The organism is Streptomyces sp. NBC_01546 (genome assembly GCF_045208355.1).
Classification (GTDB): domain Bacteria; phylum Actinomycetota; class Actinomycetes; order Streptomycetales; family Streptomycetaceae; genus Streptomyces.
In genome coordinates this window covers 5337117-5350897 of sequence record NZ_CP109379.1, presented here as the reverse complement: position 1 = coordinate 5350897, position 13781 = coordinate 5337117, and the positions used below count along the sequence as shown (strand labels likewise).

Here is a 13781-nt window from a genome sequence, read left to right as displayed (position 1 = left end):
AGCGCTATTCGGCTGATGTCACGTCAGGAAATAGTGCTCACAGAATATTCACGGAATGGTCAGAGAGCCGGGAAGAACAGCTTCAGCTCGCGCTCCGCGGACTCCTCGGAGTCCGAGGCGTGGATCAAGTTCTCCCGGACGATGGTGCCGAAGTCCCCCCGGATGGAGCCCGGCGCCGCGGCGATCGGGTCGGTGGGACCGGCCAGCTGGCGGACACCCTCGATCGCGCGTTCCCCTTCGACGACCAGGGCCACGATCGGACCACTGGCCATGAAGCCCATCAGGGGCTCGTAGAACGGCTTGCCCTTGTGCTCGCCGTAGTGCGCCTCGAGCGTCTCCTGGTCCAGCGTGCGCAGCTCCAGCGCGGGGATGGTCCAGCCGGCCTTCCGCTCGATACGGCCGATGATCTCGCCCACCAGACCGCGACGGACGGCGTCGGGCTTCAGCAGGACGAGGGTGCGCTGGGTCATGTTGCGGCTCCTTGCGGCATACGGGTGCGGTAGGACGAATCTACAGGGCCGTTCCGGGGACCTGTCACACAGCGTCAGGCGCCCCGGGGACCGCCGACGCCTCCGCCATGGCCGCCCACCGGGCCTTGGCCGCGTCGATCTTGCGGCCGTAGTGCACCGAGCACCACCACAGCCCCGCGAACACCGCACCGAGGAAGAACATCGCCGGGACGACGAACCCGCTCACGATCAGGCCGATCTGCAGGGCCCAGCCCAGCTGGACCGCCCCGGGACGCGAGAGCATCCCGCACAGCAGCACCGAGAGCAGCATCGTGACCCCGCACACCGTCCACACCGCGGTCTGGGTCAGGTCGGGGTTCTTCATGGCCACCAGGCCCGCGAAGCCGATCACGAAGAACTCGCCGATCAGCGTGCTCGCACACAGCGTGCGCATCCTCAGCCCCTCTTCAGCAGCAGGCGGGCCTCGCCCACCGTGATCACGGAACCGGTCACCAGGACCCCGGCCCCTCCGTACTCGGCCTCTTCCTCCGCCAGGGTGATCGCCGCCTCCAGTGCGTCGTCCAGCCGCGGCTCCACCTGCACCCGGTCCACGCCGAACACCTCGACCGCGACGGCCGCCAGCTCGTCCGCGCCCATCGACCGGTGGCTGGAGTTCTCCGTCACCACCACCTCCGCGCAGATCGGCTCGAAGGCCTCGAGCACCCCGCGGACGTCCTTGCCCTCGCTCGCGGCCACGACGCCGATCAGCCGGCTGAAGCCGAAGGACTCGGTGACGGCGTCCGCGGTGACCGCGGCCCCCGCCGGGTTGTGCGCCGCATCCAGCACCACCGTCGGGCTGCGCCGCACGACCTCCATGCGGCCCGGCGAGGTCACCGAGGCGAAGGCCTTCCGCACGGTGTCCAGGTCCAGCACGCGCGCGTGCTCCTGCCCGCCGGTCCCGACCCCGAAGAAGGCCTCGACCGCGGCCAGCGCCACCGCCGCGTTGTGCGCCATGTGCGCCCCGTACAGCGGCAGGAAGATGCCGTCGTACTCGCCGCCGACCCCGCGCAGCGTCAGCTGCTGGCCGCCGACCGCGACCTCGCGCGTGACCACGCCGAACTCCATGCCCTCGCGGGCCACCGTCGCGTCGACCTCGACGGCCTTCTTCAGCAGCGCCTGCGCCGCGTCCACCGGCTGCTGCGCCAGGATCACGGTGGCGCCCTGCTTGATGATGCCGCCCTTCTCCAGGGCGATCTCGCCGGGCGTGGTGCCCAGCCGGTCGGTGTGGTCCAGGCTGATCGGGGTCACCACGGCGACCGAGCCGTCGATGACGTTGGTCGCGTCCCAGGTGCCGCCCATGCCGACCTCGACCACGGCCGCGTCCACCGGGGCGTCCGCGAAGGCCGCGTACGCCATCCCGGTCAGCACCTCGAAGAACGACAGCCGGAACTCCTCGGCGGCGTCGACCATCTCCACGTACGGCTTGATGTCGTGGTACGTCTCGACGAACCGCTCGGCGGTGATCGGCGCCCCGTCGAGGCTGATCCGCTCGGTGACCGACTGCACGTGCGGGCTGGTGTAGCGGCCGGTACGCAGCTCGAAGGCGTTCAGCAATGACTCGATCATGCGGGCCGTGCTGGTCTTGCCGTTCGTGCCGGTGACATGGATGGAGGGGTACGCGCGCTGCGGCTCGCCCAGGACGTCCATCAGCGCGGCGATCCGCGTCACGGACGGCTCCAGCTTGGTCTCGCCCCAGCGGCCGGCCAGTTCCTGCTCCACCTCCAGCAGCGCCTTGGCGACCTCCGGGTCGACGGGCCGGGCGGGCACCGGGTCGCCCTGCGGCGGTCCGGCCTGCGCGCGCAGGGTGCGGCTGCCGGCCTCGATCACCGCCAGGTCGGGGTCGCGGTCGGACTCTTCCGCCACGATCTGGTCGAACTCGTCGGATTCGTCGAAGGCGCCATCGCGGTCGCGGTCGTGGCTCTCGGGCTGCTGCTCACTCACGGGGCCCAGTCTACGGACGAGGACCGGCGGGACCTTCGACCCGGGCGTTTCAGGACCTTCGACCGGCAAAGCGACCAGATCGTTATGCAAGCCTTGCGGGCAGGAGATTGGGGAACAAATGCCGCAGGCCAGCAGCAACAAGACAGCATCCAGCCGCGACATAGGGATGGACCTGGGGACCGCGAACACCCTGATCTACGCACGGGGGCACGGGATCGTCCTCAATGAGCCGTCCGTGGTCGCCGTGAAAGCGGGCACCACCACCGCCCTTGCCGTCGGGACGGAGGCCAAGGAGACCATCGGCCGAACCCCTGGCTCCATCACCGCCATCCGCCCCCTCAAGGACGGCGTGATCTGCGACTACGAGGCCGCGGAGGAGATGATCCGGCACTTCGTGCGCAAGGCGGTCCCCGGCCGGCGGCCGCGCACCCGCATGGTGATCTGCGTCCCGTCCGGGGTCACTCCGGTCGAACGGCGCGCCATCGTCCACGCCTCCACCCGGGCCGGGGCCAGGACCGTCCACCTCATCGAGGAACCGATGGCCGCGGCCATCGGCGCCGGGCTCCCGGTGGCCGAACCGCGCGGCTCGATGGTCGTGGACATCGGCGGCGGCACCTCGGAGGTCGCCGTCATCTCGCTCGGCGGCATCGTCACCTCCCAGTCGCTGCGTGCCGGCGGAGACCGGCTGGACGCGGCGATCATGGACTACGTCCGCAAGGAGCACGCGCTGCTCATCGGCGAGCGCACCGCCGAGGACATCAAGGTCGGCATCGGATCGGCCTGGCCGGTGCCCGGCCGGCCGGAGCTGGAGACCCGCACCTTCACCGTGCGCGGCCGCGAGAAGGTCGGCGGCATGCCCAAGACGCTGGAGCTGACCGCGCCGGACGTACGGGCCGCCCTGCACGAGCCAATCGAGGCGATCATCGCCGCCGTGCGCACCACCCTGGAGGAGTGCCCGCCCGAACTCTCCGGCGACGTGATGGAACACGGCATCGTCCTGACCGGCGGCGGCGCGCTCCTGCCCGGCCTCGACCTGCGGATGGCCTCGGCGACCGGCATCCCGGTCTTCGTCGCCGACAACCCCCTGGACTGCGTGGCCCTGGGCTCGGGCCGCTGCGTCGAGGACCTGGACACCCTGAACAGCCTGCTGGCCCCGGCGAAGGCGTAGCGCGCGGCCCGGACACGCCCTAGTGGCGCGGCAGGGTGGCGACGACCTCGTACGAGTCCCGCGTGCGCGTCGCCGTCAGGTCGCCGCCCAGGCTGCGCACCCGCTCGGACATGCTCGCCGTGCCCGAACCTGCCGAGACCGGGGCCCGGCCGGGGGTCCGGGCTGGCAGCGCGTTGCTGACGGCGATCCGCAGCCGCGGGCCGTCCGCCTTGACCGACACCTCGATCGTCTCGCCGTGCGCATGCTTGGCCGCGTTCGTCAGGCACTCCTGCACGACCCGGTAGACCGCCGCCTGCCGCAGCGGCGACAGCGCGTGTACGTCCGGGTCCACGGCGAGCCGTACGGGCGAACCGGCCCGCCCGCTCTCCTCCGCGAGCGCCGGCAGCCCGTCCACCCCCGGGGTCGAGGCCCGCTCCCCGCGCAGCACGATGATCTCGTTGAGCACCAGATGGGCCCGGCGCGCGGTGTCCGCCAGCTCTTCGAAGTCTGATCCGTACGCCGTCTCGCGCGCCCGCGTCGACAGCACCTCGGAGCGCACCGTCAGCAGGGTCAGCTCCCGCCCGACGAAGTCGTGGACGTCGCTGGCCACGGAGGTGCGCTCCTGCTGCACGGCCTGGAGCACGGCGGACTCGGCCCGCCGGGCGGTGAGCTCCGACACCAGGTCGTGCCGGTAGGCGGCGATGCCGACGGCCGAGGCGAGCACCCCGATGGGCACGACCAGGCTGAGGAAGGCGCTCAGGCTCTCGGCCTTCGGCCCGGGCCAGCCCGGCACGCTGAACACCACCAGCGCGAAGCCCACGTACCCGAGGGTGGCGAGTATCCCGGCCCGGCGCCCGCGGTAGCGGCCGACCGAGTAGAGGGCGAACTGGATCAGGGTGAGCTCGTGCAGCCAGCCGATGAAGAGCAGCGCGGCGAAGTACGAGATCCAGGGCGCCCGGCGGCGCACCAGCAGGCTCGAACAGCCGACGGCGAGCACCACGGCGGCGAGCGGCCCGTTGAGGGAGTTGTCTGCGGCGGCGAGGCCGGGGAGGTCCAGCGCCATCAGGGCGAGGCAGCTGAGCGCCGTCAGCACGTCCAGCGCCCGCGGTGAACCGGCCCAGCTCTCGGCGAGCCGGCGGCCGGAGGCCGCGGCCCAGTGGAGCGCCGAGACGACGGGCTTGGCCTGCATGCCCTCCATCATCCGTGGTCATCCCCTCGGATCGGGGTCCCCCCGGACCAGATAAGGAGTGATATAGGGCACTTCGGACAGGCCGGAGGTCCCTGCGCACCCCCGATGACTCCTGTGACGCCGGCCCCCGCGCGGGGAAGGCATACGGGGAAGGCCCCCACATCGACCGACGGTGTGGGGGCCTTCACTCGCTTGCGGGCGGCTACGCGGGCGGCAGCGTGTCCAGCTGGGCCTGGATCCGGGCGATGTCCGCTTCGGCCTTGGCCAGCCGGCCCTTGATCTTGTCCACGACGTTGTCGGGAGCCTTGGCGATGAACGCCTCGTTCCCGAGCTTCGCCTCGGCCTGCTGCTTCTCCTTCTCCGCGGCCGCGAGGTCCTTGGAGAGGCGCTTGCGCTCGGCGGCCACGTCGATGGTGCCCGACAGGTCGAGCGCGACGCTCGCGCCGGCGACCGGGAGGGTCGCGGTGGCGCTGAAGGAGTCGCCCTCCGGCTGCAGACGCAGCAGCTGCCGGATGGCGGCCTCGTGCGCGGCCAGCGCGGTGCCGGCCAGGTCCAGGCGGGCCGGGACCTTCTGGCCGTCCTGCAGACCCTGCTCCTTGCGGAAGCGACGGACCTCGGTGACGACCGACTGGACGTTCCCGATCTCGGCCTCGGCGGCCTCGTCGCGGAAGCCGCTGTCCTTGGGCCACTCGGCGATCACGAGCGACTCGCGGCCTGTCAGCGTGGTCCACAGCGTCTCGGTGACGAACGGGACCACCGGGTGCAGCAGCCGCAGCATGACGTCGATGACCTCGCCCAGCACCCGGCCGGAGACCTTGGCCTGCTCGCCGCCCGCGAAGAAGGTCGTCTTCGACAGCTCGACGTACCAGTCGAAGACCTCGTCCCACGCGAAGTGGTACAGCGCCTCGCTGAGCTTCGAGAACTGGAAGTCCTCGTAGTACGCGTCGACCTGCGCGACGGTCTTGTTGAGCCGCGACAGGATCCAGCGGTCGGTCGCGGACATCTGCTCCGCGGCCGGCAGCTCGCCCTCGATCGTCGCGCCGTTCATCAGCGCGAAGCGCGTGGCGTTCCAGATCTTGTTGGCGAACTTGCTGGAGGCCTGGACCCAGTCCTCACCGATCGGGACGTCGGTGCCGGGGTTGGCGCCCTTGGCCAGGGTGAAGCGGACGGCGTCGGAGCCGTACTTGTCCATCCAGTCCAGCGGGTCGACCACGTTGCCGAAGGACTTCGACATCTTCTTGCCGCGCTCGTCGCGGACCAGACCGGTCAGCGCGATCGTCTTGAACGGGGCCTCGCCGTCCATGGCGTACAGGCCGAACATCATCATCCGGGCGACCCAGAAGAAGATGATGTCGTGCCCGGTGACCAGGACGTCCGTGGAATAGAACTTCTTCAGGTCCGGGGTCTGCTCCGGCCAGCCGAGCGTCGAGAACGGCCACAGCCCGGACGAGAACCAGGTGTCGAGGACGTCGGTGTCCTGGACCCAGCCCTCGCCCGTCGGCGCCTCGTCGTCCGGTCCGACGCAGACGACCTCGCCGTCCGGGCCGTACCAGACCGGGATCCGGTGGCCCCACCACAGCTGGCGCGAGATGCACCAGTCGTTGAGGTTGTCGACCCAGTCGAAGTAGCGCTTCTCCATCTCCTGCGGGTGGATCGCGACCCGGCCGTCGCGGACCGCGTCACCGGCGGCCTTGGCGAGGGTCTCGACCTTGACCCACCACTGGAGGGACAGGCGGGGCTCGACGGTGGTGGAGCAGCGCGAGCAGTGCCCGACGGAGTGCATGTACGGACGCTTCTCGGCGACGATCCGACCCTGCTGGCGCAGGGCGCCGACGACGGCGGAGCGGGCCTCGAAGCGGTCCAGGCCGAGGAAGGGGCCGTGGACGGTGATGACGCCGTGCTCGTCCATGATCGTCAGGTTGGGCAGGCCGTGCCGCTGCCCGATGGCGAAGTCGTTCGGGTCGTGCGCCGGGGTCACCTTGACGCAGCCGGTGCCGAACGCCGGGTCGACGTGGGTGTCCGCGACGACCGGGATGGAGCGGTCGGTGAGCGGCAGCTTGATCAGCTTGCCGACCAGGTGCTTGTAGCGCTCGTCGTCCGGGTGGACGGCGATGGCCGTGTCACCGAGCATCGTCTCGGCGCGGGTGGTCGCGACGACCAGGGTGTCCTCACCCTCGCCGTACTTGATCGAGACGAGCTCGCCCGCGTCCTCCTGGTACTCCACCTCGATGTCGGAGATGGCCGTCAGACAGCGGGGGCACCAGTTGATGATGCGCTCGGCGCGGTAGATGAGCCCGTCGTCGAAGAGCTTCTTGAAGATCGTCTGGACGGCCTTGGACAGCCCTTCGTCCATCGTGAACCGCTCGCGCGACCAGTCCACACCGTCGCCCAGCCGCCTCATCTGGCCGAGGATCTTGCCGCCGTACTCTTCCTTCCACTGCCAGACCCGCTCGACGAACTCCTCGCGGCCCAGGTCGTGGCGGGACTTGCCCTCCTCGGCGAGCTGCTGCTCGACCTTGTTCTGGGTGGCGATGCCGGCGTGGTCCATGCCGGGCAGCCACAGCGACTCGTAGCCCTGCATCCGCTTGCGGCGGGTCAGGGCGTCCATGAGCGTGTGCTGGAAGGCGTGCCCCAGGTGCAGGGAGCCGGTGACGTTCGGCGGCGGGATGACGATGGTGTACGCGGGCTTCTCGCTCGCGGGATCGGCCGTGAAGTAACCACGTTCTACCCAGCGCTCGTAGAGCTTCCCCTCTACCTCGGCCGGCGCGTACTGGGTCGGCAGTTCGGAGTTGGGGCTGCTGGGTGTCTGCGTGTTCTCGGTCACGGGGTCAGTTTAGAGGCGTAACGGTCCGGTACTGAAACCGGTATTCAGGTGACCCGGCGAACCCGGAGACTTCGGCTTCCGACAGGATGTGTGGAACGTATAAGCAACCTCATTGGGGGACGCGGGATGAGCTACAACCAGCCGGGACCTTACGGACAGCAGCCGCAGCAGCCCGGACCGTACGGGCAGCAGCCCCCGCCGCCGGGGCCCTACGGTCAGCCCGCGCCCCAGCCCGGTTACGGCTACCCGCAGCAGCCGGGCGTCCCGCCGCAGGGATACCCCCAGCAGCCCCAGCAGCAGCCGGGCTACGGCTACCAGCAGCCCCCGTACGGCGGGATGCCCCCGCAGCAGCCGAAGAAGTCCAAAGCCGGCGTGGTCATCGCGGTGGTCGTCGCGGTCGCGGTGATCGCGGGCGGCGGCTGGTACTTCCTGGGCGGCGGCGCGGGCGGCTCCGTTTCCGCCGACACCAAGGGCTACAAGCTGGTAGCCCCGGAGTCGGTGGACGACTTCAAGAAGGACCCGAAGTACAAGGAGAAGGAGTTCAGCGACAAGGACAAGAAGGAAGCCGAGGCGGCGGGCATCAAGAACCCGGCCCAGGTGAGCATGACCTACCAGTCCGGCGACCCGAAGAACCCGCTGTCGGCCAAGGGCCTCAACTTCCAGGGCTTCTACGGGGAGCTCGCCGACCCGGAGAAGTCGGTGGACGGCTACTTCGCGATGGCCAAGCTGAACGCCGCCAAGGACGGCAAGTCGGAGGTGGAACTCGTTGGCAGCCCCCAGGCGATGACCCCGGCCGGCTTCAAGGGTGCCGTGATGAAGTGCCAGAACATCAAGTTCACCTCGAAGGACACGAGCACCAAGGGACCGAAGGAAGCCACGCTCCCGTTCTGCATCTGGGGTGACTACAGCACCCTGAGCGTGGTCAGCGCCTCGGACGTGGCATCCATCCTCGCCGGCAAGCCGGGCTACACCCTGGAGCAGACCGCAGACCTCACCGCGAAGCTCTACAACACCGCCCGCGTCAAGGCCTGATCAGAAGGACGTCGGCGCGGGGCGCGCGCCCCGCGCCGATCCGTCCGCGTCCTCACGCCAGGTCGAAGCACGCCGTGGAAGCGTCATTCACCTTCACTCCAAGGTCCGTCAAGGCCCTGAAGCAGGTAAGGCGGTTCAACCCATGGATATCCCATGCGGCGCCGATATTGCATGAGTCCTGCACCCTCGGACCCACGTTGTAGCCCAGATTGCGCAGGTAGACCTGACAGTCAGCCGACGAGGCCGACGCCGGTGAAGCCGCCACCATGGGCAGCGCAGCCGCGATGAATGTGGCCGCCAGAACGCCGAGCGCCCGCTTCTTCTTCATGTCCTCATCCCTCCGTGGAAGCGTTTCCGGGATGAATTTGATCAAGGAAGACTTCCCCACACCAGGGCAAACTGGAACAGTTGACCGATTATCGTGCAACGAAGTCCTGAATGCGCGAAGGGGCGCCCCCGGTCGGGGGGCGCCCCTTCTGCTTGCTGCTTGGCGGCGGCTACGCCGACTTCTCCTGCGGGCCCTGGTCCTTCGGAACGATGCGGGGGACCAGCGTCGGGTTGACGTTGGAGCGGACCACGTCCGAGGTGATGACCACGCGGGCCACGTCCTTGCGGGACGGGACCTCGTACATCACCGACATCAGGACCTCCTCCATGATGGCGCGCAGGCCGCGCGCGCCCGTCTGGCGGAGGATCGCCTGGTCGGCGATGGCTTCGAGGGCTTCCCGCTCGAAGTCCAGTTCCACACCGTCGAGTTCAAACAGGCGCTGGTACTGCTTCACCAGGGCGTTACGCGGCTCGATGAGGATCTGGAGCAGGGCCTCGCGGTCCAGGTTGTGCACGGAGGTCAGCACGGGGAGGCGGCCGATGAACTCGGGGATCATCCCGAACTTCACCAGGTCCTCCGGCATGACCTCCTGGAACTGGTTGCTGGCCTCGATCTCGCGCTTCGAGCGGATCGTCGCCCCGAAGCCGATGCCCTTGGAACCCGCACGCGACTCGATGATCTTCTCCAGGCCGGCGAAGGCGCCGCCCACGATGAAGAGCACGTTCGTCGTGTCGATCTGGATGAACTCCTGGTGCGGGTGCTTGCGGCCACCCTGCGGCGGAACGGAGGCCGTCGTGCCTTCCAGGATCTTCAGGAGGGCCTGCTGAACGCCCTCGCCGCTCACGTCGCGCGTGATCGACGGGTTCTCGCTCTTGCGGGCGACCTTGTCGATCTCGTCGATGTAGATGATCCCGGTCTCGGCCTTCTTGACGTCGTAGTCCGCCGCCTGGATCAGCTTCAGCAGGATGTTCTCGACGTCCTCGCCGACGTACCCGGCCTCCGTCAGCGCCGTCGCGTCGGCGATGGCGAACGGAACGTTGAGCATGCGGGCGAGCGTCTGCGCGAGCAGCGTCTTGCCGGAGCCGGTGGGGCCGAGCAGCAGGATGTTGGACTTCGCGAGTTCGATCGCGTCGTCCCGGCCCTGCGCGCCGCCGTTCTCGCCGGCCTGGACCCGCTTGTAGTGGTTGTAGACCGCGACGGAGAGCGCCTTCTTCGCCGGCTCCTGGCCGACGACGTAGCTCTCCAGGAACTCGTAGATCTCACGGGGCTTGGGGAGTTCCTCCCACCGGACCTCGGAGGTCTCCGCGAGTTCCTCTTCGATGATCTCGTTGCAGAGGTCGATGCACTCGTCGCAGATGTACACACCGGGCCCTGCGATGAGCTTCTTCACCTGCTTCTGGCTCTTTCCGCAGAACGAGCACTTGAGCAGGTCGCCGCCGTCACCGATGCGTGCCACGAGGTGCTTCCCCTTCGCCTGGGAGACGCCTGGTTCAGCGCTCCTGGTGCCTCATATCCGACGGTACCTTGCCGGGGGCCCCGTGCGGGGCCCCCTTGACGTGGTTCACACCGCCGAATCCGGCAGCGTGCCCACGCCAACTGGAGGCAAGGATCAGGCCGAGCTCTTGCGGGTGGAGACGACCTGGTCGATCAGGCCGTACGCCAGCGCGTCCTCGGCAGTGAGGATCTTGTCGCGCTCGATGTCGTCGCGGATCTTCTCGATCGGCGTCGTCGAGTGCTTGGCCAGCATGGTCTCCAGCTGGTCGCGCATGCGCAGGATCTCGTTGGCCGCGATCTCCAGGTCGGAGAGCTGCTCACGGCCGGTGCCGCCGGACGGCTGGTGGATCAGCACGCGGGCGTTCGGCAGGGCCATGCGCTTGCCGGGGGCGCCGGCGGCGAGCAGGACCGCGGCGGCGGAGGCCGCCTGGCCCATGCAGACCGTGGAGATGTCCGGCTTCACGAACTGCATCGTGTCGTAGATGGCCGTCAGCGCGGTGAAGGAGCCGCCGGGGCTGTTGATGTAGATCGAGATGTCCCGGTCCGGGTCCATCGACTCCAGGCACAGCAGCTGCGCCATGACGTCGTTCGCCGAGGCGTCGTCGATCTGCACCCCGAGGAAGATGATGCGCTCCTCGAAGAGCTTCGCGTACGGGTCGTACTCGCGCACTCCCTGCGAGGTGCGCTCGACGAAGCGCGGGATGACGTAGCGGTTGTCCACCTGAGCGCCGGTGTAGAGGCCGCTCGCGGGAGAGAGGTTGTTCATGTGCATCTGGGTGTTCACCATCCTGGTGGCGTTCTGCGGGCTGAGGCTTGCCTGTACGGGCGGGCGTACGAGAGGTCGCGCGCCGGGATCAGGCCCCGGTGCCGCCGCCGCCCGGCACGTTGGACGCGGCCGAGATGATCTCGTCGATGAGGCCGTACTCCTTGGCCTCCTCGGCGGTGAACCAGCGGTCGCGGTCGCCGTCGCGGATGATCGCCTCGACGGTCTGGCCCGAGTGGAACGCGGTGATCTCGGCCATGCGCTGCTTGGTGCGCAGCAGGTACTGGGCCTGGATCTTGATGTCCGACGCGGTGCCACCGATGCCCGCGGAGCCCTGGTGCATCAGGATGTCGGTGTTCGGCAGGGCGAAGCGCTTGCCCTTGGCGCCACCGGTGAGCAGGAACTGGCCCATGGAGGCCGCCATGCCCATGCCGATGGTGACGACGTCGTTCGGGATGTACTGCATGGTGTCGTAGACCGCCATGCCCGCCGTCACGGAGCCACCGGGGCTGTTGATGTACAGGTAGATGTCCTTCTCCGGCTCGGCGGCCAGGAGGAGGAGCTGTGCGGTGATCTTGTTGGCGATGTCGTCGTCGACCTGCTGGCCGAGGAAGATGATGCGCTCGCCGAGCAGCCGGTTGTAGACATGGTCGCCGAGGCCGCCACCGATGGACGGCTCACCCGCGGCGTAAGGCTTCAGATTCGTCACGTATCCACCTGCTCGTCTCCGACGGCCATGTGCCGTCTCAGCGTCTCGTTCTGGGGCGCGGTCCGGCCGGTGCGGACAAGTCCGCCGGCATCCGGGTACTCACGTGCCCTCGTATTCATGGACCCTAACGCGCAGGTAGGACAACGCCATCCCGCTTCCCGAACTGTTCGCTCGGAGCGCAAGGTCCGGGAGCCTTTCGGCGGCAGTGCCGAAGGGCCCGGACGCGACGGCGTCCGGGCCCTTCGGGGTACTGCTCAGTGGGCTTCGCCCTGGGTGTTACTTGGCCTCTTCGGCCTTGTCCTCGGCGTCACCCTCGACGGCGGCCTCGACCGTCTCGACGGCCTGCTCCTCGTCCTCGTCGGAGAGGTCGACGACCTCACCGTTGGTGTCGACGACCTTGGAGGCCTCGACGACGACCGCGAGGGCCTTGCCGCGGGCGACCTCGCCGACCAGCATCGGGACCTGGCCGCCCTCGACGACGGCCTGGGCGAACTGGTCGGGGGACATGCCGGAGGACTGGGCACGGCGCATGAGGTGCTCGGTGAGCTCCTCCTGGTTGACGCCCAGCTTCTCCTTGTTGACCAGCGCGTCGAGGACGAACTGGGTCTTGATGCCCTTGATGGCCTGCTCGGAGGTCTCGGCGTCGAACTCCTCGACCGTCTTGCCCTGGAACTCCAGGTACTTCTCGATGGTCAGACCCATCTGGCCGAGCTGGTGGTGCTCCAGGTTGTGCTTGCGGGTCTGGACCTCGTCCGCGAGGAGCTTCTCGGGGATCGGCACCTCGACGAGCTCCAGCAGCTTCTCCAGGACGCGCTCCTGGGCCTGCGTGGCCTGGTCGTACTGCTTCATGTTCTCGAGGCGCTTGCGGCTGTCGGCCTTGAGCTCGTCGAGGGTGTCGAACTCGCTCGCCATCTGCGCGAACTCGTCGTCCAGCTCCGGCAGCTCGCGGGCGGAGACCTTGGTGACCTTGACGGTGACCTCGGCGTCCTTGCCCTCGGCGGAGCCGCCCTTCAGCTGGGAGGTGAAGGTGGCCTCGCCACCGGCCTCCAGGCCCTTGACGGCCTCGTCGATGCCCTCGAGGAGCTCGCCCGAGCCGATGGTGTAGGACACGTCGGAAGCGACGCCGTCCTCCAGCACCTCTCCGTCGACCTTGGCCTCGAGGTCGAGGGTGACGACGTCACCGTCCTGGGCGGCGCGCTCGACGTCCTTGGTGGACGCGAAGCGGCCGCGCAGCTGCTCGACGGACTTCTCGATGTCCTCGTCGGAGACCTCGATGGCGTCGACCTCGACCTCGATGCCGGAGTAGTCCGGAATCTCGATCTCGGGGCGAACGTCGACCTCGGCGGTGAAGGCCAGCAGCTCGCCGTCCTTCAGCTCCGTGATGTCGACCTCGGGCTGGCCCAGCGGGTTCAGGTCGGCCTCGTTGACCGCCTCGGTGTAGAACTTCGGGAGGGCGTCGTTGACGGCCTCCTCCAGCACCGCACCGCGGCCGAAGCGCTGGTCGATGACGCGGGCCGGGATCTTGCCCTTGCGGAAGCCCTTCACCGTGACCTGCTGGTTGATCTTCTTGTACGCCGCGTCGAGGCTGTCCTTGAGCTCCTCGAAGGGCACCTCAACAGTGAGCCGAACCCGAGTCGGGTTCAGGGTCTCCACGGCGCTCTTCACGGTTCGGTCTCCTTGTGGCTGACTGCTGGGGGTTCTGCCGTCACGCTGTGATTCAGCGGTTCAGCGGACTTCGGCCCGGTACATCAGACACACGGGCACGCAGCTTGCATAGTAACCGCAAGCGGCAATCAGCCCACAACGCGATCTTGTGGAGGACCCTCGATGGGATCGGAGGGGACA

12 protein-coding genes are annotated in these 13781 nt (G+C 68.7%); 2 read left to right on the top strand and 10 right to left on the bottom strand.

All coding sequences use genetic code 11. From position 1 onward, the window contains the following. Window positions 1-59 precede the first annotated feature (59 nt). From ndk to OHA89_RS24450, 3 genes are all read right to left on the bottom strand, one after another. Complete coding sequence (ndk, locus tag OHA89_RS24460; RefSeq protein ID WP_215140040.1) at window positions 60-470, bottom strand: nucleoside-diphosphate kinase; 411 nt, start codon at window positions 468-470, stop codon at window positions 60-62. Window positions 471-534: 64 nt separating this feature from the next. Continuing rightward, window positions 535-903: a DUF4233 domain-containing protein gene (locus OHA89_RS24455; protein ID WP_266609726.1), complete on the bottom strand. Its 369-nt coding sequence runs from the start codon at window positions 901-903 to the stop codon at window positions 535-537. 2 nt (window positions 904-905) lie between these two features. Further along, window positions 906-2450 (bottom strand): folylpolyglutamate synthase/dihydrofolate synthase family protein, encoded by a 1545-nt coding sequence (locus OHA89_RS24450; protein WP_215140038.1) that lies wholly within the window; start codon window positions 2448-2450, stop codon window positions 906-908. A 118-nt stretch (window positions 2451-2568) separates the two neighbouring features. Here OHA89_RS24450 and OHA89_RS24445 point away from each other — a divergent pair, with 118 nt between their 5' ends. Then, window positions 2569-3618, top strand: coding sequence for a rod shape-determining protein (locus tag OHA89_RS24445; protein WP_266609725.1), 1050 nt, complete (start codon window positions 2569-2571; stop codon window positions 3616-3618). 19 nt (window positions 3619-3637) lie between these two features. Here the strand turns inward: OHA89_RS24445 and OHA89_RS24440 are convergent, their stop codons facing one another. Together OHA89_RS24440 and OHA89_RS24435 are read right to left on the bottom strand one after the other, a co-directional pair. Then, complete coding sequence (locus OHA89_RS24440) at window positions 3638-4786, bottom strand: sensor histidine kinase (RefSeq protein ID WP_257556332.1); 1149 nt, start codon at window positions 4784-4786, stop codon at window positions 3638-3640. A gap of 202 nt (window positions 4787-4988) precedes the next feature. Continuing rightward, window positions 4989-7610, bottom strand: coding sequence for a valine--tRNA ligase (locus OHA89_RS24435; protein ID WP_257556331.1), 2622 nt, complete (start codon window positions 7608-7610; stop codon window positions 4989-4991). Between the two features lie 126 nt (window positions 7611-7736). On the opposite strand from OHA89_RS24435, the gene OHA89_RS24430 reads away from it, so the two are divergent. After that, complete coding sequence (locus OHA89_RS24430) at window positions 7737-8642, top strand: hypothetical protein (protein ID WP_406367103.1); 906 nt, start codon at window positions 7737-7739, stop codon at window positions 8640-8642. 52 nt (window positions 8643-8694) lie between these two features. On the opposite strand, the gene OHA89_RS24425 is transcribed toward OHA89_RS24430, so the two are convergent. From OHA89_RS24425 to tig, 5 genes are all read right to left on the bottom strand, one after another. Then, a complete protein-coding gene (locus OHA89_RS24425) occupies window positions 8695-8970 on the bottom strand; it encodes a hypothetical protein (protein ID WP_266609722.1) in 276 nt (91 codons plus the stop codon). 169 nt (window positions 8971-9139) lie between these two features. Further along, window positions 9140-10426, bottom strand: a complete 1287-nt coding sequence (gene clpX, locus OHA89_RS24420; protein ID WP_215140032.1) for an ATP-dependent Clp protease ATP-binding subunit ClpX — start codon at window positions 10424-10426, stop codon at window positions 9140-9142. A 153-nt stretch (window positions 10427-10579) separates the two neighbouring features. Further along, window positions 10580-11251, bottom strand: a complete 672-nt coding sequence (locus tag OHA89_RS24415; protein ID WP_285443927.1) for an ATP-dependent Clp protease proteolytic subunit — start codon at window positions 11249-11251, stop codon at window positions 10580-10582. 67 nt (window positions 11252-11318) lie between these two features. Then, window positions 11319-11936: an ATP-dependent Clp protease proteolytic subunit gene (locus tag OHA89_RS24410; RefSeq protein WP_215140031.1), complete on the bottom strand. Its 618-nt coding sequence runs from the start codon at window positions 11934-11936 to the stop codon at window positions 11319-11321. A gap of 276 nt (window positions 11937-12212) precedes the next feature. Further along, the gene (tig, locus tag OHA89_RS24405) at window positions 12213-13601 is read right to left on the bottom strand and encodes a trigger factor (protein ID WP_266609721.1); all 1389 of its coding nucleotides are present in this window, start codon (window positions 13599-13601) and stop codon (window positions 12213-12215) included. Window positions 13602-13781 lie beyond the last annotated feature (180 nt).